The organism is Fodinibius sp. AD559 (genome assembly GCF_052712805.1).
This window is the reverse complement of sequence record NZ_JBQPVW010000001.1, coordinates 96885-117668: the sequence shown is the minus strand read 5'-3', so window position 1 is coordinate 117668 and position 20784 is coordinate 96885. Positions and strand designations below refer to the sequence as shown.

The window sequence follows — 20784 nt, the reverse complement described above, 5'->3', positions numbered from 1 at the left end:
TTGAAAGTGCTTAGATTTAAATATCAAGCGTTGCGTATTTTGCATTACGCTCAATGAATTCCCGTCGTGGTTGTACATCAGAGCCCATCAACCTGGAGAACAGTTTATCAGCAGCGGCGGCATTATCTACCGTTACCTGCTGCAGTGTTCGCGTTTCGGGATCCATTGTGGTTTCCCAAAGTTGCTCCGGATTCATCTCACCAAGTCCCTTATAACGGGAAACATCAAATTTATAACGGGATTTTCTGTGCTCTTTTACCAACTTGCGGCGTGTTTCATCATCCCAGGCGTAGTCAATATTGCCTTGACTGTCCGTAATTTTGTAAAGCGGTGGCATTGCAATATATACATGACCACCTTCCACAAGTGGTTTCATATATCGATAGAAAAACGTAAGCAACAATGTTCTAATGTGGGAACCGTCCACATCGGCATCTGTCATAATAATGATTTTGTGGTACCGTAATTCATCGAGATCGAAATCTTCTTCAGAATGGCCCACCCCGGCTCCTAAAGCCGTAATCATGGCCTGAATTTCATTGTTCTCCAAGATCCTATTAATCTTCGCTTTTTCGGTATTCAAGATCTTACCTCGAAGCGGAAGTATAGCTTGGAAGCTTCGGTTTCGACCCATCTTGGCAGAACCGCCGGCCGAGTCACCCTCGACCAAGTAAATCTCACTTTGCTTGGGATCTTTAATAGAACAGTCGGCCAGCTTACCGGGAAGCCCACCGCCGCTCATCGCACTCTTGCGTTGAATCAACTTACGAGCTTTCTTCGCAGCCTCTCGGGCTTCGGCTGCAAGAATAACCTTCTCCAGAATCTTCTTGGCAACCTTGGGATTGCGTTCGAGATACTCATTCATCTGTTCGTAAACAATGACCTCTACAGCACTTTGTACTTCAGAGTTACCGAGTTTTGTTTTCGTCTGACCCTCAAATTGTGGCTCCGGAACCTTTACACTAAGCACGGCCGTCATTCCTTCTCGAAAATCACTTCCTGAAACGCTGATATCACTCTTTATCAGATTATTATCCTTTGCATACTTCTTAAGCGAACGAGTAAGCGCACGACGAAAGCCGGAAATATGAGTGCCGCCTTCACGCGTGTTTATATTATTAACGTATGAATGCACATTTTGAGAATAGCTACCGTTATATTGAATAGCTAACTCAACGGGAACCATATCAACCTCTCCTTCAATCAGAATGGGTTCTTCCATCATGGTTTCCCGATCCTCATCCAGATACTGAACAAAATCTTTTACTCCACCTTCGTAATGGAATGTTTCAGAAAGATCTTCTTCACGCTCGTCGCGAAGATTTATCGTTATCTGCGGATTCAAAAACGCTAACTCGCGCATCCGCTCAGCAATAATATCCCACTTAAATTCGGTTGTCTGATTAAAAATCTCCGGATCAGGCGTAAACGTAATGGTCGTACCGGTTTTATCAGTCTTGCCTTTAACCTTAAGTGGCTGAACTGTAGCCCCATGCTCAAATTCCATCACATAAATTTCGCCGTCACGATGAATTTCGGCATAAAAGTGAGACGATAGTGCATTTACACAACTAACGCCAACACCATGCAATCCACCGGACACTTTATATGTATTTTTATCAAATTTACCTCCGGCATGTAGCTTAGTTAATACAACTTCAACAGCAGGTAATTTGATTTTGGGATGCTCATCAACCGGAATTCCACGGCCATTATCAGTAATCGTGATGGAACCGTCTTCATTGATGGTAACATCCATCACGTCGCAATGACCTTCCATGGCTTCATCGATGGAGTTGTCGACTACCTCATTAATAAGGTGATGAAGTCCGCGCTGACCGGTATCCCCGATATACATCGCCGGACGTTTTCGAACGGCCTCCAAACCTTCTAAAACCTGAATATTTTCCGCCTTGTAATCTGATCCTTTCTTTTTCGCCATAAATGTGGGTATGAATGGGGTTTAAAATAATGATGAAGACGCCTGAAAATAGGGCATAAATAGGCAAAATCAAAGTAAGCGATGGGGTTTATTGACAAAAGCCGAGATATGCTCGTAGATCAAATTTATCCCTCTGTTAGAAGTCTTCCTAAAGTTCCTGTTTTTGTTTCCCCAGAACGGCTTAATATGTGAAAAAAATATCTCTAAAAGAAACATTGATATTTTTGGGGAATAAGCCTATTTTTCCAGTCTATCTGAGAAATGTAAAATAACGTTTTATTCGTATCATGGCACGCAAAGATGACATTACCGGAAAAGGAGCACAAAATGGATATCGCTCCTCAAATGCAAATAATAAAACTAAGCATAAGTTTCAGCAGAATCTGCAAAAAAAGAAGTTTTATGTCCCCGAGGAAGATAAGTGGGTTACACTGAAAGTTTCTGCTAAAACGCTTCGCACAATCAATAAAAAAGGTATCCATGCCGTGCTGAAAGAAGCAAGAAAAAAAGGAACTCTCATTAAAGACGTTTAAGTTAGTTAACAGTTAGGTATTATTATTGGTTGAACTCCATTCATCACAAATAACAACTAACTGATAACCAGAAACAAAAGATTATGGCAAAAGGAAACAGAATACAAGTGATTTTAGAATGCACCGAAGCACCGGGTACATCTCGGTATCACACTACAAAAAATCGGCGAAATTCTCCCGATCGACTGGAGTTAAAAAAGTACAACCCGGTTCTTCGCAAGCATACCGTTCATAAAGAAATTAAATAAGTAATACCCAAGAATCAGCATCATGGCTAAGAAGAAAACTTTCGGAACCAAAGAAGAAGAACAAAAGTCGGACGACCGGCGCATGGCCAAAGTTATTGTAGCTCAAAAAACAGCTAACAATAAGTATGGTTACAAGGAAGCCATTATCGATGAAGAAAACGTGCGGGACTTTATCAACGAGAATAAGGACTAACAGTTTTTTCTTTATTTGATAAAAAGGTTGCATCCGCATGAGTGGGTGGAGCCTTTTTTTATGAGCTTGTTCGACTCTCTATAATTTTAAAATCCATTTTTATGGCTATTAAAGACCAAATCATGGCCGACCTTAAACAGGCTATGAAAGATAAAGAGCAAGATAAACTGCGCGTACTCAGATCAATTAAGTCTAAACTGTTGGAGCGAGAAATCAGTGAGCGCAAAGACGGTGAAGGAGAAATCTCTGACGAACAAGCCATTGAAGTGCTCATGAAAGCCGCCAAGCAGCGAAAGGAATCCATCGAGCAGTTTGAGAAAGGTGATCGTAATGATCTGGCTGATTCTGAAAAGGAAGAGTTGAAAATCATCAACTCCTATCTTCCAAAAATGCTTTCGGAGGAGGAAGTGCGCGATATAGCCAAAGAAAAAATTGAGGAACTTGGTGCTGAAGATATATCTGACATGGGCCAAGTTATGGGCGTTCTGATGCAAGAGTTAAAAGGAAAGGTGGAAGGATCTGTAGTTAGTAAGGTTGTAAAAGAGGAACTTTCCTAAACTCCGCTCATATGAACCTGATTGATTTCCTAATTCTGATTCCCATTGCATACTTTGCTTACCGCGGATTTGTCAATGGAATCATCAAGGAAGTGCTCAGCATTGTCGGTATTATTTTAGGTGTTTTTCTTACTTTTCAATATATGGATCCGGTTAGCGCAGCAATAAAACCACTCTTTGAAGAAGGCGCTTCTTTTGTTCCCTTTATTTCGGCTATTATCATTTTTGTTAGCACATTATCACTTGTTCACCTTATAGCATTTTTAAGCAAAAAGTTTTTAGAAACCATTAAACTGAATTTTGTTAATCGCATTGCCGGTGCTGCATTCGGCCTTTTGAAGAGCGGTATTGTGATAAGTGCAATACTGCTAATTCTTGCCGGGTTTACTATTCCTTCCGAAGATGCCCGACAAAATTCAGCAACTTATCCTTACATTATTTATTTGGCACCCTGGGCTTATGATACGGTTGCTACCGTTTATCCCGGTGCCGAAAATTTTACAACGACTATACAAAATACTCTCGAGCAATATAACCCAATTGAAAACTTTCCCTTTTTAGAACAGAGCAACTCCTAACGATTTATGAATTTTTTACCTGTCGACGAACAACTGGAAGTAATTAGAAGAGGTACGGTTGAAATTGTACCTGAAGAGGAGCTTGTAGAAAAGCTCAAGAAATCAAAGAAAGAAGATAAACCCCTTAAGATTAAGCTTGGTTGCGATCCTACGCGACCCGATCTCCACCTTGGGCATTCAGTCATTCTGCGTAAGCTGCGACAGTTTCAGGATCTTGGTCATGAAGCTATTCTTATTATTGGTGATTTCACAGCCCTCATTGGTGACCCCACCGGACAAAATGAAACGCGTCCGGCCCTGTCTCCTGAAGAGATTAAAGAAAACGCCGCAACATATCTCGATCAGGCAACGAAGATTTTAGACAAAGACAAAACCTCTATCGTTTATAATTCAGAATGGTTGGGCAAAATGGATTTTGAGGATGTTATTAAGTTAACCTCAAAGCTGACGGTTGCACGCATGATTGAGCGCGATGATTTTTCCAAACGCTACGAAAACAATCAGCCTATTTCCTTACACGAATTTCTGTATCCACTGGCGCAGGGACAGGATTCCGTCCACCTCCAATCGGATGTGGAGCTTGGTGGCACCGATCAAAAATTTAACCTTCTTGTTGGACGCGAACTCCAAAAAGATGACGGTCAGGAGCCCCAAATTGCACTCATGATGCCTTTGTTGGTAGGTACCGACGGTACAAAGAAAATGTCTAAATCCTATGACAACTATATCGGCATTACGGAAGGTGCCAATGATATGTATGGAAAAGTACTATCCATTCCCGATGACCTAATATACTCTTGGTTTGAGCTCCTTTCAGATATCGATGTAGACGAGCTGCCAAAATACAAAGAGAAAGCAGAAAAAGATCCACGCAATACCAAGCACGAATTAGCGCTGGTGATTACGCGCATGTATCACGGTGAGGAGGCCGCCCAGGCTGCCCGAAAACACTTCGAAAAAACAGTTGTCGGTGATGAAATTCCTGACGATGCTCCCATCCTTGAATATGAATCTGGAACCGAAGTACGTCTGCTGGATATTGTTTCGGATGCCGGTTTTACAGACAGTAACGGACAAACCAAACGCCTGATCAAGCAGGGCGGTATTTCTATTGACGATGAGAAAGTTTCTGATAAAGGATACAGCGTGACCTTTGAAGATGATACTGAGTTTACGTTGAAGGTAGGCAAGCGGAATTATGCGATTGTAAAGACCAAGTGTGAAGTAAAAAGCAAGAAGTGACATTATCGGCTTGTTTTAAGTTTTGATAGCATAGCAAAACACTCATTTAATAAGTCCGAAAGTTCTTTAATATCATTTTTCTTAATGAATCCAAGCTCAAGTGATATTTCAATTTGGGCATCTACTTCAACTAAAGAAGCACAAGCAATTTCGTAGAATCTTCGTTTCTCTTTACTTGTCCAACGGGCTTCTCCTTCTGAAATATTAGAAACAACCGAAACCGCTGCTCTCCTGAGCTGACTTACAAGACCAAATTTTTCTGCTTTGGGAAAAGTATTAGTTACCTGATAAATCGTTTTTATTAACGCTATTCCCTTTTCCCAGATAATCATCTTTTTGTGACTTAAATCTAACATACACTAAAGTTTAGTTATCATTACTTATAAGACCTCTTGGAACACACATCCTTACATAACTTCTTGCTTCTCACTTTTTTTACTCCAGTAATAAAATTAGTTCTCATAAAAAACTACTAATCTTAAATAAGAAACTATCTTTAATCTATGCTCAAAATATCATCCCTTAACGTTAACGGTATTCGTGCGGCGCACCGCCATGGTTTTACGGATTGGATCGATCAAACCGATCCCGATATTATCTGTCTGCAAGAACTCCGGGCAATGGAGCACCAGGTTCCCGGTCCAGTTCAAAAGCTTGATTATTATGAAGCCTATCATACTGCCGAAAAGAAAGGGTATTCGGGCGTAGGAATTTTATCAAAGCAGAAACCTATCCGAATAGAAAAAGGAATGGGCGTGGACTGGATCGACAGCGAAGGACGTGTGATGATGGCTGAATTTGAGAACTTATATGTCTTTTCCATTTATGCTCCAAGCGGAACTACGGGTGATGAACGCCAAGATCTAAAGATGGAGTTTCTCGATTATTTCCTCCCCTTTGCGCAAAAGTTCCTCTCCAAAGAAAAGCCGATAGTAATGTGTGGTGACTACAACATCTGTCACAAAGCTATCGATATTCACAATCCCAAGCGAAATAAAAACACTTCGGGATTTTTACCCGAAGAACGACAGTGGGTTACCCGCCTGCTCCAAACCGGTTTTGAGGATGTGTACCGCAGCCTGCATGAAGGCGAAGAAGACCTGTATAGCTGGTGGAGCTATCGGGCTGCATCCAAAGAGCGAAACAAAGGATGGCGCATTGATTATCACATGAGCTGCCCTAAAATGCTGAATGCCGCTCAAAAAGCCACTATCGAAATGAAATGGGATTTGTCGGACCACGCCCCCGTGACAATTAGTTACGACCTTTAATAGCTTTCCCAGCATCATTATTATATATTTTACTCTGCGCTATTTAATATTCAATAATTTAGGTTAGAAGTAATGGGCACACATTACCAAGGCAGCGAAAGAGAAGAAAAAACACTAAACGCATTTATCAAGTTAATGCGTGCCACAGATTCCATAAATAATCGATTGAACCGGCAGCTTAGCGATGTTGGATTAACCATCAGTCAGTTTGGAGTGTTGGAAGCCCTGCTGCACCTGGGCCCGCTAAATCAAAAAGCGCTGGGGGAGAAACTTCTTAAAAGCGGTGGCAATATCACGCTTGTGATTGATAACCTGGAAAAAAGCGGATGGGTTGAACGTCATCAAGATCCCGAAGATAGGCGCTCGATGTTAATTCATCTTACCGATGAGGGAAAAGAATTTATATCCGATTACTTTCCCAAACATCTGGCACGTATAAAAAAGGAGTTTGAAGTACTTTCCGACAAAGAGTTGGAACAACTAAGTAGTATCTGCAAAAAGTTAGGCTTACAAGAATAGGTCAGTCATACCGGATAGCATCGGCCGGATCTACCTGCGCAGCTCTCTTTGCGGGATACCAACTGGCCAACAGGCACAGCACCAAACTTCCTGCTAATACAATGCTAATATCTACATAGCTTATACTTACCGGATATGCATCGATAATAAAAGCCGATGAAAGCTTTATGAGGCCATACTGCTGCTGCAGCCAGCTGAGCAACAAGCCTACCCCCCCTCCAATAACACAGCCAATAATACCGATATAAAATCCCTGGCGGACAAATATATTTTTAATATCCGACGGGGTAAAACCCATCGTCAGCAATATTCCAATATCCCGGTTTTTCTGAATGACAATCATCGTGAGTGATCCTATAATATTGAGCACGGCTACCAGTACGATAATCATTAAAATGATATAGGAGCTCCATTTTTCGAGATACATCACATCATATAACGGTTTCTGTAAATCGTACCAAGTAGATATTTTATACTCTGATCCCAGCGAAGCCTGCAATTTCTCTTTTACGGATTCTGCTTGATCGGTGTTAGATATTCGTAAATCTACACCCGAAATGGTATTCCGCATTTCAAATAAGCGCTGTGCTGCTTCTTTATCAATAAAAACTCCGGGGCTTTCGGTAATTTGAAGCTGTGAATAGCTACCCCTGATTTGGAACCGGAAACTGCGGGGAAGTGAAAATTGGGTGAGCGATTTGCGCATGCCGGCCGCACTTAACAAAACAACTTCATCATCAACTCTGAGATTTAACTGATTCATCACCTGCCCGTTAATCAACATCCCCGGCCTTTGATTCCGAACAGATAAATCCAGCGTACCTTCATTAATACTTTCTTTAAAATTGTTCACCTCAAAATATTCATCGGGTTCTATTCCCTGTACCTGTACCACTTTGTCATCACTGTGCTCAAATGCCAGCAGGGCCTTCCCTTCTGCATATGATGCTATAGCCTGGACTTCCGGAATATCAGACAGCTTCTGCTCCATATCTTCTGTAAAAAGAAAAGAGTTGGAAGCCGTGGACTCTATTCGCAGGTCGGGATCATTCTGAAGAAGAAATCCCTGAATCACATCAAAAAAACCATTAAACACCGAAAGCACGACAATAAGAAGTGCCGTACCAATCGTCACCCCGATAATACTAATTATGGTAAGCGTAGAAATCAGCGAGATATGCTTCCGCGAAAATAAATAACGTCTGGCTATAAATCCGGTTGTTTTCATAAGCCATGAAAATAACGATAATGCTGAAAGATTACACCTCCCAAAAATGTAATATCTCACTTCGATTCACATTTTTTTACCTAACAACACCCGCAATTTTTTATACATTGCTTTTCCTACGATGGGATTAGCTAATTTCAACACAATACAGGGATATATGTTACGAACTAATAAAAAATATAAATGGGCCATAGGAACAGTTATTGTTCTGCTTTTTATGGGGATTTCGTTCTCAGCTGAGGCGCAACGCTTTGGCGGAGCAGATCAAGCCGAAGATGTTGATAAAGTATCATTTGAAGAACCCTATTTACAGAATTTAGAATATCGAAATATCGGACCCTTTCGGGGTGGACGTTCAGTAGCTGTTACCGGTCATCCCGACCAGCCGGATACTTATTATACCGGATTTACGGGAGGCGGCGTCTATAAAACTACCGATGGCGGTAATAACTGGTATAATGTATCCGACGGTGATTTTAAAACAGGATCAGTCGGTGCTTTAACAGCTGCACCATCTAATAGTAATGTTATATACGCAGGTATGGGGGAAACTTGCATCCGCGGAAACATGTCGGCCGGTGATGGTATATACAAGACTACTAATGGTGGAAAAACGTGGGAGCATATCGGCCTGCCGAAGTCACACTTTATTGGTGAAATTGCCGTACATCCCAAAAACGAAGATGTTGCATGGGTAGCCGTAATGGGACATGCATTTGGCACTGAAGGCAATGAAGAACGCGGCGTCTATAAAACAACGGATGGCGGCAAAAGCTGGGAAAAGGTTTTATATCACAATCGCTATACCGGTGCTGTTGATATCGAAGTTGATCCAACTAATCCCAATATATTGTACGCTTCTCTTTGGGAAGCATATCGCAATCCCTGGAAAATGTCGAGCGGTGGTGAAGGCAGTGGCCTTTACAAAAGTACAGATGGAGGCCAAACATGGACCAATATTTCAGAGCGTCCGGGCATGCCCAAAGGACTGATGGGCAAAATTGGCGTAGCTATTTCTCCCGTCAATCCCGATCGTGTTTGGACTATTATTGAAAATGATAATGGCGGAGTTTTCCGTTCTGATGACAGCGGTAAAACCTGGAACCGTGTTAACAGTGATCGTAATTTGCGACAACGTGCCTGGTACTACACTCATATTATTGCCGATACCGAGGACGAAGATGAAGTGTATGTACTAAATGTAGGATTTTATAAATCTACCGACGGTGGGGAATCTTTTGATAGAATTGGTACTCCACACGGTGACCATCATGATCTTTGGATCGATCCTAATAACGGAAATCGAATGGTTGTTGCCGATGACGGCGGTGGACAAGTTTCCTATAATGAAGGGCAAAGCTGGTCATCATATCACAAGTACGCTACGGGGCAGTTTTATCAAGTTATTACTGATAATGAGTTTCCATACCGTATTTACGGAGCCCAACAGGATAACAGTACCGTAGGCATTAAAAACCGTACGTCCGATTACGGCATTGAAACGCGAGACTGGCACCCCGTTGCCGGCGGGGAAAGCGGCTATATTGCGCCCGACCCGGAAAATCCGAATGTGACTTACGGCGGTAGCTATGGAGGTTACTTCAACAAGTTTAATGAGTTTACTGATCAAAGTGACCGCATTGATGTGTGGCCCGACAATCCCATGGGCGCGGGCGCCAAAGATCTGAAATATCGCTTCCAGTGGACCTTCCCGATCTATATTTCACCGCATAATCCTAATTTACTTTACGCTACATCACAGTTTGTGCACCGATCAGATAATGAGGGAATGAGCTGGGAAACTATTAGTCCGGATTTAACGCGCAACGATAAATCCAAGCAGCAAGAGTCCGGCGGACCTATTACCAAAGACGATACCAGCGTGGAGTATTATAACACCATCTTTACCTTCGCGGAATCACCGGTAGAGCCCGGCGTTCTGTGGACCGGCGCTGATGACGGACTCATTCATATTAGTCGCGATAATGGCGACAGCTGGACCGAGGTTACGCCCGAAGGCATGCCCGAGGCGATGGCCAGCATCATTGATCCATCGCCCCATGATGCCGGAACGGCCTACCTTGCAGCTACGCGTTACAAGTTTGACGACTTTCAGCCAATGCTGTATAAAACAAATAATTACGGGCAAAGCTGGACTAAAATTACGAACGGTATCCCCAGCAAAGATTTTACACGCGTGATACGTGAAGATCCTAATAAAGAAGGTCTCCTTTATGCGGGGACGGAAACGGGTGTGTACGTTTCCTTTAATGACGGGGAACTCTGGCAACCGCTTCAACTTAACTTACCCGCTGTACCTATTACCGATTTAGCGGTGCATGAACGCGACAAAGATCTGGTTGTTGCTACACAGGGACGCTCATTTTGGGTGTTGGATGATTTATCTGTGCTACATGAGCTTGGGGATCAAGTCACACAATCCGATTACTACCTCTATCAACCGGAAACAACCTATCTGTTTGGAAACCATACTGAACCTGAACCCGGCCAAACACTGGGCGAAAATCCCAAAGACGGCGTAGTGGTACACTACAATCTCAACAGTGAAATCTCTGACCAAGAAGTACAACTGCAATTTGCCGAATCGGATGGTGATATCATTCGCACCTTCTCTAATAAAGAAGATCTGGATGGCAACGAAGTAAAAGAATCAGAGCAATTTCATGAAAAAGAACATGATGTTCCCTCTAATGTGCTAACCACCAAGCAGGGACAAAATACCTTTGTTTGGAATATGGAATATCCCGGAGCAACTGATCTCGAAGGACGACAAATTTTATGGGCCGGATCTACCGATGGTCCAACAGCTGTGCCGGGTACATACGAGGTGCGCTTAATTGTTGATGATCAAATAATCATGAGTCAAAACTTTGAAATCACCAAAGACCCACGTATTGATGTTACACAGGATGATTTCGAGGCACAGTTCGATCTGCATCAGACAATTATCAGCAAGCTGGATACTACTCACAAAACCATTAATCGCATTCGGGAAATACGTGAAGAGCTGGATGCTATAAAGTCCGACTATGCCGGTAATAAGGACGTGCAAAAGCGTGTTGATGCCATGCTTACAAAGCTATCAGATGTGGAAGGGGAATTAATGCAGACTAAAGCCGAGTCGTTCCAGGATGTGCTTAATTATCCCATTAAACTGAATAACAAGCTGGCTTCGTTGGCTAATACTGTGGCAACCGGCGATGGACATCCAACAGAACAGCAATATGAGGTTTATGAGCATCTGGCAGCACAAGTAGATGCACAGTTCGAGCGTATTGAACCCATATTACGCGGGGATGCTTCGAGTTTAATTGAGGAAATGGAGAAAGAAGCCATTCCCATCGAGAATTAATAAATACGCCTACCCTTCTCATCTCAAGTAGCATCACGGTCTATCGTGGTGCTGCTTTTTTATTTTTTACCCCCTGTCATCAATGGGCAATTTTACCGAACTACGCATATGCAAATCACGCTGGGGAAAAGGAATCACAATATTGTATTTACGGAAAGTTCGTACAATCGCCTGGTTGAGCTCATTCCGAATTTTGGGATAGTCTTTAACATTAGGTATCCAGGAACGTAGCTGCATATTCCATGAGGAATCTCCAAATTCGTTTAGATATACTTCGGGTTCGGGGTTTTTCATAACATTACTATTATTGGCAGCTACTTCATTGAGTGCCTTTAAAACCGTATCCAAATCTGAGTCATACGAAACGCCTACATTCACATCCAGTCGGTAAGTGGGATCTCCGTGCGAATAATTGATGACATCTTTAGATACAAACTCCGAGTTGGGTACTACGATAGAAATATTATTTACGGTCCGCACCATGGTCGAGCGAATATTGATCTCGATAATATCTCCCTCAATTTCACTTACAACGACACGGTCGCCCACGCTTATGGGACGCTCAAAAAGAATTATAAGACCCGAAATAAAATTTGAGGTCACATTCTGCAGGCCAAAACCAATACCAACAGAAAGGAGTCCAAATATAACTGTAAGACTGCTCAGGTTAATCCCCACAAAGTTAAACGAGATCAACACCCCAATAGTGATAATAGTATATTGCGTGATTCGAGAAAGGGTGTAACTCGTGCCTTCATCAACTTTAAAGCGCTTAAATATTTTACGATTTATCGCTCGACGGGCAAAAATTCCTGCGATGATAAAAAAGGTTAAAAGCAGAAAAAAAATAAGAATAGAAGCTGTTGTTACCGGCACTCCACTGATGGTAAACAGCTGTATATTTAAAACTTCGCGGATGTAACTAAAAAACTCTTCCCAACTCATAGTGACAGTAATTTATTGATATATATAAATACAAACAGGGAGCCTGTCTAAGATCAATAGACTCCCTGCCTCAATATATAGCGAAAATTGATTAATAAGCAGTTTATCAGCTATTTATTTGTTAGATCCTTTTCGTGGATAATATAATCCCACAGTTTTTTTCCATCTGTTCCATAGGTTTCAAGAATTAATCGGCGATTATCTTCATCTCCTTTAACATGAACCATCCCAAAGTTTTGATCATCATACACCAACGTACCGTCTACGCGTTGAGGATTCTTATATTCCTCGGATTCTTGCAAATTCCCATACGTCCCGCTACTTAATGGTGACGAAGTAAATTCATAAATAGGATACAAGTCCTCCCGATCTGTTTTTAACAACTCGGTAAAGTGGCGATCTCCCGAAAGGAATAAAACACCCGGAATATCATGCTTATCTAAAAAATCCATAAGCTGCTCATATTCCTCATCATACGCCACCAGCGACTCATGTTCGTTCATCTTATTGGTTACCTGATTCCCAACCACGATAACCTTAAATGTCGCATTACTGCCTACGAGACTATCCATTAGCCATTGCAACTGTGCCTCCCCGAAAAAATCCTTGTCCTCTTTCTTAAGCTGATTGGGGGCCCGGTGATAGCGGTCATCCATTAGGAAAAACTCAACATCACTGTATTTATATTTGGTAAAAACGCCATCCGTTTCGCTGGTTCCATAACCTGGATTAACCCAATATCTCTTGAAAATTTCCAGCGCTTCTTCGCGCATTCGATACGATCGATCCGAATTATTAGGACCGTAATCGTGATCATCCCACGTTGCAATGTTTATAGCATTCGCCAGCAACGGCTGCATTTCCGGAGTATTACGTGCATCTTTATAACGATAATCCATTCGTTTCTTAGAATAAAAATCGGGTTCTCGGTAGTATACATTATCTCCCAACCACAACATCATATCCGGTTGCTGATTATTGATATGTGTTAGTATTTCGGTGCCCTTTCCATAGGGTGTGCCCGGACGATCAAACTCAGAATCATTGACATACAGACACGATCCCATCGCGACGGAAAAATCCGGTGCCGGCTTGCGCCATTGCCAAAGCTGTTGGGTTGTAAACTCTGTTTTATACGGTAAATCAATCTTTTGCCCATCTATCGTAAGCTCATATTGATAAGTCGTTCCATAATCCAAATCCGTAAGTTTAATTTGCGCAGTATTAGACTTCAGGGCTAAGGTTGAACTGCTAAAAACATGCTTAGCAGCTTTCTCTTTGCTCTTATTCCAATAAGTCAATTCAAATGAAGTCGGTTTCGTTGTTTGTATCCATAGATTAGCTTCCTGCATTTCCACGTAACCCAACATGGGACCGGCCTCTAACTGAGGATCTTGTTGTGCCTGTGTCGAATGAGCTACAAAAAGCAGCAAAACTATTAATACCGACCGCAAAAATTTTGGTAAGTAATTCATATATCCTATTTAGTTTGAGATTAAAAAGCCTGGCTAATCGAAAAAAGTAAACACTTCATTAACTTTCGTTTTACCGTTGAATATACTTGATGATTGCACTATTTTCATCACCACTTAATTAAGAAGCATTTTAACTCAATAAAAAACTATGCGCATCATCATTTTCGGCCCTCCAGGCGCCGGCAAGGGTACACAGGCCAAGCTCATTAGTGAAGAATACGGAATTCCCCATCTTTCCACTGGCGAAATTTTTAGATCAGCCATTAAAAATGAAACGCCCCTCGGCAAAGAAGTAAAAGCTATTTTAGATGCAGGAGATCTGGTTCCCGATAATAAAGTAGTAGAGCTTGTAGAAGAAGAGCTTAAAGACGACAAATATAGAGATGGTTATATTCTGGATGGATTCCCCCGTACCGTTCCTCAAGCAAAGGCTTTCGATAATATTTTAGAGAAAAGAGGCAAAACCTTAGATGCTTTTTTACAACTGGATGTCCCGGAAGAAGAGTTAATCGATCGAATTTTAAGTCGTGGTGAAGGTCGTTCCGATGATTCTCCAGAAAAAGTAAAAAATCGTCTAGCTGTTTATCGTGAAGAAACCAAGCCCGTTATTAATTACTATAAAAAACAAGACGCCGTTAAAACCATAGACGGTGTCGGCTCTATCGAAGAAATATTCGAAAGAATAAAAGAGACCTTGGATAACAAATAATACTTCTTTCAAAATTAAATGCTTATCCCCCTTAGATGATAAAAGGGGGATTTTTATTTAATAATATTATTGCAAGAATTCTTTTACACTCACCGACATTTGTTATAACACTAAATATGTTAACCCTGTTTACAATGGTAGGAGTACATCCTGAGTAGTTAATACAAATAACTAAACAATTAGTTATTTAAAGTTTCTAAAATATCAGGTGTTATATCCAGTATACTTTGTGCATCAGTAAAATTATTAGCACCAGGTCCATATGCAAAAAGAGGTACTGAATTGAGTGTATGTGTTTTTATGGATAAATCTTCCACATTGCCATGATCACTGGATAACACAATAGTGGTTTCTCTTGATTTGTTACGGATTAAATGCCATAAAAATCGATCATACGTTTCTAAAAAGTGAGTTGCTTTCTCTATCTCTTGGCTGTGCCCAGCTTTATCCGTTAAATAATATTCATGCAGTAACAGATCATAATCTTCAGATTGCTCCAATAATCGATCTGCAGCTTGTTCCGGTAAAATTGTAGGTACGTTTATATTAAGTCGTTCCCTCCACGCCTGTTGTGTTAACTCAGCAGTTAGTGCTTTTCCCTCCTTTACTTCTTGAGTGGTATTTAAATTAATACCAGCACTTTTAGTCATAAGAGTGGTACAGCTCCAGCGATCTCGTTTTTGTGCTTTTTTAAAAAATATATCTGGATAAGCATTTATAAAATTACAGGTATTTCCCTGTTGCTTGGCCTTTAAGAACAGGCTCTTATCTTTTAAAAAGGGCTTTATGCCCGAATGAGGAAAGGGGCCGAAATGCTTTCCTATCTTTTTAGGCGCATTTTTCCCCGTGAATAGTGCCGTCTGACCGGTTCCACTCTGGGGCAACCCTTCTACTCCTAAGCGGGCATCTACAAATTTAAACAAATGGTTAGTTTCGTTAAGTTCGGCTGCTTTTTCGCTAAACTCCTGATCTCCGGCCATACCAGAAAACCCACGGTAGGTAGATTGGGTAAAGGGATTTACACTGTTGGCTTTCCCAAGCCCAACTCCATCTATAAATAGAAAGATTACAGACATAATTATTTTAATATCCCATGTCATCCTGAATTCGTTTCAGGATCTTCTTTATAAGAGTATTTTTAAAATGATGTAGTAAATTCAGCATGACACCTTTCTTTATAATCAAAAGTATAACATAAATTACCGCTCCATAACCAATGTTACCGGACCATCGTTATGAAACTGCACATCCATATAAGCACCAAACTGACCGGCTTCAATATTGAGATCCGAATGCTTTTTAAAGTAACGAATCATATCCTTATATAATTTCTCGGCTTTCTCCGGACCGGCTGCCTCAAAATAACTGGGTCTATTCCCCTGCTCATAATCCCCATATAGGGTAAACTGAGGCACAACCAGGATCTCTCCTTCTACGTCCTGTACTGATAGATTCATCTTCCCATTCTCATCATCAAACACGCGTAGCTTTAAAATTTTCTCGGCCAGCCATTTCATCTGTTCCTCAGTATCATCTTCATGAACACCAACCAATAACATTAATCCGTGGTTAATAGAACCAACGCGCTCTTCTTGCACAGAAACACTCGCTTGGGATACCCTTTGTAGTACTATCTTCATATCTATGTCTGTTAATAACTCTGTGGATAAGTATGTGTATAACTTCTTCTTAAAATAAGTTCACCAAAACCAACAAAATTTCTCCACAGCTTTCAACAACTGAATATTATTTTCCACAAGTTATAAAGTAATATTTCCGTGTCGATAACATTTTTCACTTGACACTCACTTATCTATAAATTGTGGAAAACTCAAAATTAATTCTGTTAAGTCCTTGTTTTTATTAATATTCTTATCCACAAAATAATCCACAATAGAGATTTAATACCTTAAAATTTGTGTGTTAAAAAGTTTTCCACTTATCCACAGTAACTACTATGTACTACTAATATTATTTATTTAATACTATTAAAGGTTTCCGGTGGATAATGTGGAGAAATATTTCTTAAAAAGGATTGCCAAGTTGGCTATATTTATCTGAGTCAATAAAGTGAACTAACTTTTCTATCTACCCGTAATGAGTAAAAAGAAATTTACCTATAAAGATGCCGGTGTTGACATCAAAGCCGGAGAAGAAATGGTTGAATCGATCAAAGGACTTGTAAAAGAAACCCACAGTGATGCGGTGTTAGGCAATATCGGTGGATTTGGAGGATTTTTTCGCCCAGACTTAGGCAGCTATCAAGATCCGGTGTTTGTCAGTAGTGTTGATGGAGTAGGTACTAAACTGATTGTGGCATTCAAATCAAAAAAATACGATACCGTAGGACAGGATTTAGTAAATCATTGTGTAAATGATATTGCTGTTTGTGGTGCTGATCCCCTGTTCTTTCTAGATTATTTTTCTACCGGGAAATTAGAGCAAGATGTGGGTTACCAGGTGGTTAAAGGATTTGCTCAGGCTTGTAAAGAAAATGGGGTAGCGCTAATTGGTGGGGAGACCGCCGAAATGCCGGATATCTATAGCGAAGGAGAATTTGACTTGGCGGGAACTATCGTGGGGATAGTGGATCGTGAAAAAGTTATTGACGGCTCAGATATAAAAAAAGGAAATGTTTTATTGGGATTCCCCAGTACCGGCCTACATACCAACGGATACTCATTGGCGCGAAAAGTACTCTTTTCCGAATACGAGGTTACCGACCATGTGGATGAATTGGGTACGACCGTAGGTGATGCAATGTTGGCCGTGCACAAATCCTATCTACCCATTATTCGTAAATTACGAGATTTGGGTGGTGTGAACGGCTTTTCTCATATTACTGGTGGAGGTATCATCGGAAATACAGAGCGCGTAGTTCCTAATAAACTAACTATTCAGTTAGATTGGGATGCTTGGGAACGTTCGGCTATTTTTGAGCTTATTCAGGATTTGGGTAACGTCCCTGAAGATGATATGCGAGCAACGTTTAATCTGGGGATTGGGCTTATTGCTATTGTGGATCAAAATAAGACAGATGAGATAAAAGAAATAGTCGCCGAAATGGATGAGGAAGTTATAGAGATGGGGAAAGTAAAATAGAAATTTTGTTTTAAGTCACTATTAAACCTCTTTTATTCTGAGGGATAGAAGAATCAATCGCCTTACTTGTAAGAGTTTATTAGTAAAAAATGTTTTAAAAAGTTTGGAATAACTGAGCAGGTCATCTCCTCATATTATTAAATAAAAACTATGAGAATAGTACTATTTTTACTCCTTTTTGTATTTACCGGAGAGTCAGCACTATCCCAGTCTGTTGATCGCGTATTTAAGGATATATCCGAAAAAGAAAATCATTATGAGATTCATGTCAGTGATGGTACCTATCGTTTTCAATTTTATACGCCGGATATTGTAGAGACCTCTTTTATTCCTGAGGGGGAAACATTTCAGGAAAAGTCGCATGCCGTAGTGATGTCCGCCCGGCAAGTAGATATAGATGTATCTCAAACAGATTCATCAGTAGTATTCCAAACAAAAGGAATAACAGCTCGCATCCAAAAAGCACCCTTCCAAATTGCTTATTACCGTGGAAATAAGCTGCTGATTAAGGAGAATGGCTATAGCAAAGATTCTCTTGAAACTATACAATTTGGGATTACCGAAGAGGAGCCCCTATATGGCGGGGGTGCCCGGGCTTTAAATATGAGCAGAAGAGGTTATCGTTTGGAACTTTATAATCGAGCACATTATGGATATGGTGACCGTAGTGAGTTGCTGAATTATACGATGCCCGTAGTATTGTAGTCCAGACAATATTTGCTGCACTTTGATAACGCCCCGATCGGCTATTTAGATCTTGACAGCAAAAATAACAACACCCTTGCCTACGAAACGATCAGTGGAAGAAAAACCTATCAGGTGGTAACGGGAAGCACGTGGTTGGAGATTATTGAGAACTATACGAATCTAACAGGTAAGCAGCCGATGTTGCCGCGCTGGGCCCTTGGAAATTTTTCCAGTCGATTTGGTTACCATTCACAAAAAGAAGTATTAAAGACAGCCAGACTTTTTAGGGATGAGGAAATCCCGATGGATGCAATTATCCTTGATCTGTTTTGGTTTGGAAAAGAGATGAAGGGCAATATGGGAAACTTTGCTTTTCAAGCCGATTCGTTTCCAAAACCGCAGCAGATGATTGACGATCTTCGCAATGATTATGTTGAGACTATTTTGATCACCGAGCCGTATGTGCAAACAACATCTAAAAGATGGGATGAAGCCGTTAAAAAAGATGTATTAGCAAAAGATTCATTAGCCCAACCGCTTACTTTCGATTTCTTTTTCGGAAATACTGGGATCATTGATGTATTTGATAAAGAGGGATATAACTGGTTTAAGGGTATTTATAAAAATTTGCTGGACATGGGTGTCACGGGCATGTGGGGAGATTTGGGCGAACCTGAAGTTCATCCGTCAGAAGCTATACATGCTACAGGTACGGCTAATGAAGTTCACAATATATACGGACATCAATGGGCAAAGCTGGTTGATGAAGCTTATCGCGAATATGATCCCAATATGCGTCCTTTTATTTTAATGCGTGCGGGCTATTCCGGTTCTCAACGTTATGGTATGATCCCATGGACGGGCGATGTAGCTCGCAGCTGGGGAGGATTGCAAAGTCAGCCCGAAATTTCGCTGCAGATGGGGATGCAGGGCATCGGGTATATGCATAGTGATCTGGGTGGTTTCGCGGGTGATAATCTGGATGATGAGCTTTATGTAAGATGGATGCAATACGGTGTTTTTCAACCGATCTATCGTCCCCATGCCCAGGAAGCCGTACCCAGTGAGCCAGTTTTTCGGAGTGACAGTTCCAAGGCCTTATCCAAGAAAGCGATAGAGTTGCGCTATCAATTGTTGCCGTATAATTATCACTTGGTGTATCAGAACCATACAACGGGGGCGCCATTAATGCGACCCCTGTTTTTTGAGGAGCCGGAAAATAAATCGCTTTTTAATTACGATGATGCTTACTTATGGGGGGAGGATTTCTTGGTGGCTCCTATAGTGAAATCCAACAAAAAAGAAAAAGAGGTGTATTTCCCGAAAGGATCCAATTGGTATGATTTCTATACAAACGAAAAATTTGAAGGAGGGCAAAAAACGACTGTTGTCCTAAACGATACGACTATTCCCACATTTGTACGTGGAGGTGCATTTATTCCCATGACTGATGTGGTACAGCATACTAAAAAGTATAGTGGGAATAATCTTATTCTTCATTATTATGCGGATGAATCGGTTAGTAGTTCGGCTTCGAAGATGTATAATGATGATGGGTTGACGAGAAATATTATTGAGAAAGAAAAGTATGAATTGCTGACATTTAAAGGGGTAAAAGATCAAAATAACCTAAACTTCTCGTTTCGAGCTAAAACTGGTGAGAAGTATGCTTCATCAGAAAAAAATATTGAACTGGTGATTCATAACTTAAATAACGAGCCCAAAAAGGTAACGGTTAACGGGGAAAAAGTTTGTATAAACTGGGATCAGAAAAAAAACCGAGTAAGTATTCCAATCCTTTGGGATACGAAGGAAACGGTATCAATAAATATAGATCGAATTAAATAGAAAATTTGAATATTAGCAGATATTATCGATAATACTTTTAGACTATATCTTACAGAGAACATTAATAATAGCGGGTAGTTATGGATGTTATTGGCGGGTTGTTGGTAGATTTGAGTTTATTAGGTGGAATTATACTATTCATTATGAGTTTCTTTAAGAAGTACAGGGAGTATCGATATAAAATGATAATTTTTGGATTAATATTAATTGTTATTTGGTGGGCATTTATTGATACGACTTCATTACAGGAGGCTGCTCAGCAAGGAAAAGAGGCCGCCCAGGGTATATAATGATAAAAATATTTAGTTCATTTGCACGATGGGTTACTAAAAGC

21 protein-coding genes are annotated in these 20784 nt (G+C 40.8%); 14 read left to right on the top strand and 7 right to left on the bottom strand.

All coding sequences use genetic code 11. The annotated features are described in order from the left end of the window. Positions 1–16 precede the first annotated feature (16 nt). Complete coding sequence (gyrB, locus tag ACQ4LT_RS00575) at positions 17–1942, bottom strand: DNA topoisomerase (ATP-hydrolyzing) subunit B (RefSeq protein WP_445664052.1); 1926 nt, start codon at positions 1940–1942, stop codon at positions 17–19. 287 nt (positions 1943–2229) lie between these two features. On the opposite strand from gyrB, the gene rpmB reads away from it, so the two are divergent. The 6 genes from rpmB to tyrS all read left to right on the top strand — a co-directional run bounded on the left by rpmB (position 2230) and on the right by tyrS (position 5293). Continuing rightward, positions 2230–2475 (top strand): 50S ribosomal protein L28, encoded by a 246-nt coding sequence (gene rpmB / locus ACQ4LT_RS00570; protein ID WP_445664050.1) that lies wholly within the window; start codon positions 2230–2232, stop codon positions 2473–2475. 83 nt (positions 2476–2558) lie between these two features. Further along, positions 2559–2723, top strand: a complete 165-nt coding sequence (rpmG, locus tag ACQ4LT_RS00565) for a 50S ribosomal protein L33 (RefSeq protein WP_445664049.1) — start codon at positions 2559–2561, stop codon at positions 2721–2723. 22 nt (positions 2724–2745) lie between these two features. After that, positions 2746–2916 (top strand): DUF4295 family protein, encoded by a 171-nt coding sequence (locus tag ACQ4LT_RS00560; RefSeq protein WP_445664048.1) that lies wholly within the window; start codon positions 2746–2748, stop codon positions 2914–2916. 101 nt (positions 2917–3017) lie between these two features. After that, a complete protein-coding gene (locus ACQ4LT_RS00555; RefSeq protein WP_445664047.1) occupies positions 3018–3473 on the top strand; it encodes a GatB/YqeY domain-containing protein in 456 nt (151 codons plus the stop codon). Positions 3474–3484: 11 nt separating this feature from the next. After that, positions 3485–4051, top strand: a complete 567-nt coding sequence (locus tag ACQ4LT_RS00550) for a CvpA family protein (protein ID WP_445664046.1) — start codon at positions 3485–3487, stop codon at positions 4049–4051. A 6-nt stretch (positions 4052–4057) separates the two neighbouring features. Next, positions 4058–5293: a tyrosine--tRNA ligase gene (tyrS, locus tag ACQ4LT_RS00545; protein ID WP_445664045.1), complete on the top strand. Its 1236-nt coding sequence runs from the start codon at positions 4058–4060 to the stop codon at positions 5291–5293. A 2-nt stretch (positions 5294–5295) separates the two neighbouring features. Here tyrS and ACQ4LT_RS00540 read toward each other — a convergent pair whose 3' ends face one another. Further along, positions 5296–5649 carry a four helix bundle protein gene (locus tag ACQ4LT_RS00540; RefSeq protein WP_445664044.1) on the bottom strand — a complete coding sequence of 118 codons (354 nt, stop codon included), beginning with the start codon at positions 5647–5649 and terminating at the stop codon, positions 5296–5298. Positions 5650–5796: 147 nt separating this feature from the next. Between ACQ4LT_RS00540 and ACQ4LT_RS00535 the strand changes: the two genes are divergently transcribed. Continuing rightward, a complete protein-coding gene (locus ACQ4LT_RS00535; protein WP_445664043.1) occupies positions 5797–6564 on the top strand; it encodes an exodeoxyribonuclease III in 768 nt (255 codons plus the stop codon). Between the two features lie 72 nt (positions 6565–6636). Continuing rightward, the gene (locus tag ACQ4LT_RS00530) at positions 6637–7083 is read left to right on the top strand and encodes a MarR family winged helix-turn-helix transcriptional regulator (protein ID WP_445664042.1); all 447 of its coding nucleotides are present in this window, start codon (positions 6637–6639) and stop codon (positions 7081–7083) included. A 1-nt stretch (position 7084) separates the two neighbouring features. Here the strand turns inward: ACQ4LT_RS00530 and ACQ4LT_RS00525 are convergent, their stop codons facing one another. Continuing rightward, a complete protein-coding gene (locus ACQ4LT_RS00525) occupies positions 7085–8311 on the bottom strand; it encodes an FtsX-like permease family protein (protein WP_445664041.1) in 1227 nt (408 codons plus the stop codon). A gap of 157 nt (positions 8312–8468) precedes the next feature. On the opposite strand from ACQ4LT_RS00525, the gene ACQ4LT_RS00520 reads away from it, so the two are divergent. Beyond that, the gene (locus ACQ4LT_RS00520) at positions 8469–11684 is read left to right on the top strand and encodes a WD40/YVTN/BNR-like repeat-containing protein (protein WP_445664040.1); all 3216 of its coding nucleotides are present in this window, start codon (positions 8469–8471) and stop codon (positions 11682–11684) included. 66 nt (positions 11685–11750) lie between these two features. Here the strand turns inward: ACQ4LT_RS00520 and ACQ4LT_RS00515 are convergent, their stop codons facing one another. Then, positions 11751–12629 (bottom strand): mechanosensitive ion channel family protein, encoded by an 879-nt coding sequence (locus ACQ4LT_RS00515; RefSeq protein ID WP_445664039.1) that lies wholly within the window; start codon positions 12627–12629, stop codon positions 11751–11753. Between the two features lie 110 nt (positions 12630–12739). Beyond that, the gene (locus ACQ4LT_RS00510) at positions 12740–14104 is read right to left on the bottom strand and encodes an alkaline phosphatase D family protein (protein ID WP_445664038.1); all 1365 of its coding nucleotides are present in this window, start codon (positions 14102–14104) and stop codon (positions 12740–12742) included. 148 nt (positions 14105–14252) lie between these two features. Between ACQ4LT_RS00510 and ACQ4LT_RS00505 the strand changes: the two genes are divergently transcribed. Continuing rightward, entirely contained in the window at positions 14253–14813 is a 561-nt protein-coding gene (locus ACQ4LT_RS00505) for an adenylate kinase (protein WP_445664037.1), read from the top strand. A 179-nt stretch (positions 14814–14992) separates the two neighbouring features. Here the strand turns inward: ACQ4LT_RS00505 and ACQ4LT_RS00500 are convergent, their stop codons facing one another. Further along, positions 14993–15793 carry an alkaline phosphatase family protein gene (locus tag ACQ4LT_RS00500; protein ID WP_445664036.1) on the bottom strand — a complete coding sequence of 267 codons (801 nt, stop codon included), beginning with the start codon at positions 15791–15793 and terminating at the stop codon, positions 14993–14995. 219 nt (positions 15794–16012) lie between these two features. Continuing rightward, on the bottom strand, positions 16013–16453 hold the full coding sequence (gene dtd / locus ACQ4LT_RS00495; protein ID WP_445664035.1) for a D-aminoacyl-tRNA deacylase: 441 nt from the start codon (positions 16451–16453) through the stop codon (positions 16013–16015). A 457-nt stretch (positions 16454–16910) separates the two neighbouring features. On the opposite strand from dtd, the gene purM reads away from it, so the two are divergent. From purM to ACQ4LT_RS00475, 4 genes are all read left to right on the top strand, one after another. Then, positions 16911–17915, top strand: a complete 1005-nt coding sequence (gene purM, locus ACQ4LT_RS00490; RefSeq protein ID WP_445664034.1) for a phosphoribosylformylglycinamidine cyclo-ligase — start codon at positions 16911–16913, stop codon at positions 17913–17915. Positions 17916–18065: 150 nt separating this feature from the next. After that, complete coding sequence (locus ACQ4LT_RS00485) at positions 18066–18620, top strand: hypothetical protein (protein ID WP_445664033.1); 555 nt, start codon at positions 18066–18068, stop codon at positions 18618–18620. A 12-nt stretch (positions 18621–18632) separates the two neighbouring features. Next, on the top strand, positions 18633–20450 hold the full coding sequence (locus ACQ4LT_RS00480; RefSeq protein ID WP_445664032.1) for a TIM-barrel domain-containing protein: 1818 nt from the start codon (positions 18633–18635) through the stop codon (positions 20448–20450). Between the two features lie 80 nt (positions 20451–20530). Further along, positions 20531–20740: a hypothetical protein gene (locus ACQ4LT_RS00475; RefSeq protein WP_445664031.1), complete on the top strand. Its 210-nt coding sequence runs from the start codon at positions 20531–20533 to the stop codon at positions 20738–20740. The last annotated feature ends 44 nt before the right edge of the window (positions 20741–20784 follow it).

Coding starts and splice junctions, on each gene's coding strand:
- gyrB (WP_445664052.1), bottom strand. CDS start 1,942: ATGGCGAAAAAGAAAGGATCAGATTACAAGGCGGAAAATATTCAGGTT.
- rpmB (WP_445664050.1), top strand. CDS start 2,230: ATGGCACGCAAAGATGACATTACCGGAAAAGGAGCACAAAATGGATAT.
- rpmG (WP_445664049.1), top strand. CDS start 2,559: ATGGCAAAAGGAAACAGAATACAAGTGATTTTAGAATGCACCGAAGCA.
- ACQ4LT_RS00560 (WP_445664048.1), top strand. CDS start 2,746: ATGGCTAAGAAGAAAACTTTCGGAACCAAAGAAGAAGAACAAAAGTCG.
- ACQ4LT_RS00555 (WP_445664047.1), top strand. CDS start 3,018: ATGGCTATTAAAGACCAAATCATGGCCGACCTTAAACAGGCTATGAAA.
- ACQ4LT_RS00550 (WP_445664046.1), top strand. CDS start 3,485: ATGAACCTGATTGATTTCCTAATTCTGATTCCCATTGCATACTTTGCT.
- tyrS (WP_445664045.1), top strand. CDS start 4,058: ATGAATTTTTTACCTGTCGACGAACAACTGGAAGTAATTAGAAGAGGT.
- ACQ4LT_RS00540 (WP_445664044.1), bottom strand. CDS start 5,649: ATGTTAGATTTAAGTCACAAAAAGATGATTATCTGGGAAAAGGGAATA.
- ACQ4LT_RS00535 (WP_445664043.1), top strand. CDS start 5,797: ATGCTCAAAATATCATCCCTTAACGTTAACGGTATTCGTGCGGCGCAC.
- ACQ4LT_RS00530 (WP_445664042.1), top strand. CDS start 6,637: ATGGGCACACATTACCAAGGCAGCGAAAGAGAAGAAAAAACACTAAAC.
- ACQ4LT_RS00525 (WP_445664041.1), bottom strand. CDS start 8,311: ATGAAAACAACCGGATTTATAGCCAGACGTTATTTATTTTCGCGGAAG.
- ACQ4LT_RS00520 (WP_445664040.1), top strand. CDS start 8,469: ATGTTACGAACTAATAAAAAATATAAATGGGCCATAGGAACAGTTATT.
- ACQ4LT_RS00515 (WP_445664039.1), bottom strand. CDS start 12,629: ATGAGTTGGGAAGAGTTTTTTAGTTACATCCGCGAAGTTTTAAATATA.
- ACQ4LT_RS00510 (WP_445664038.1), bottom strand. CDS start 14,104: ATGAATTACTTACCAAAATTTTTGCGGTCGGTATTAATAGTTTTGCTG.
- ACQ4LT_RS00505 (WP_445664037.1), top strand. CDS start 14,253: ATGCGCATCATCATTTTCGGCCCTCCAGGCGCCGGCAAGGGTACACAG.
- ACQ4LT_RS00500 (WP_445664036.1), bottom strand. CDS start 15,793: ATGGCCGGAGATCAGGAGTTTAGCGAAAAAGCAGCCGAACTTAACGAA.
- dtd (WP_445664035.1), bottom strand. CDS start 16,453: ATGAAGATAGTACTACAAAGGGTATCCCAAGCGAGTGTTTCTGTGCAA.
- purM (WP_445664034.1), top strand. CDS start 16,911: ATGAGTAAAAAGAAATTTACCTATAAAGATGCCGGTGTTGACATCAAA.
- ACQ4LT_RS00485 (WP_445664033.1), top strand. CDS start 18,066: ATGAGAATAGTACTATTTTTACTCCTTTTTGTATTTACCGGAGAGTCA.
- ACQ4LT_RS00475 (WP_445664031.1), top strand. CDS start 20,531: ATGGATGTTATTGGCGGGTTGTTGGTAGATTTGAGTTTATTAGGTGGA.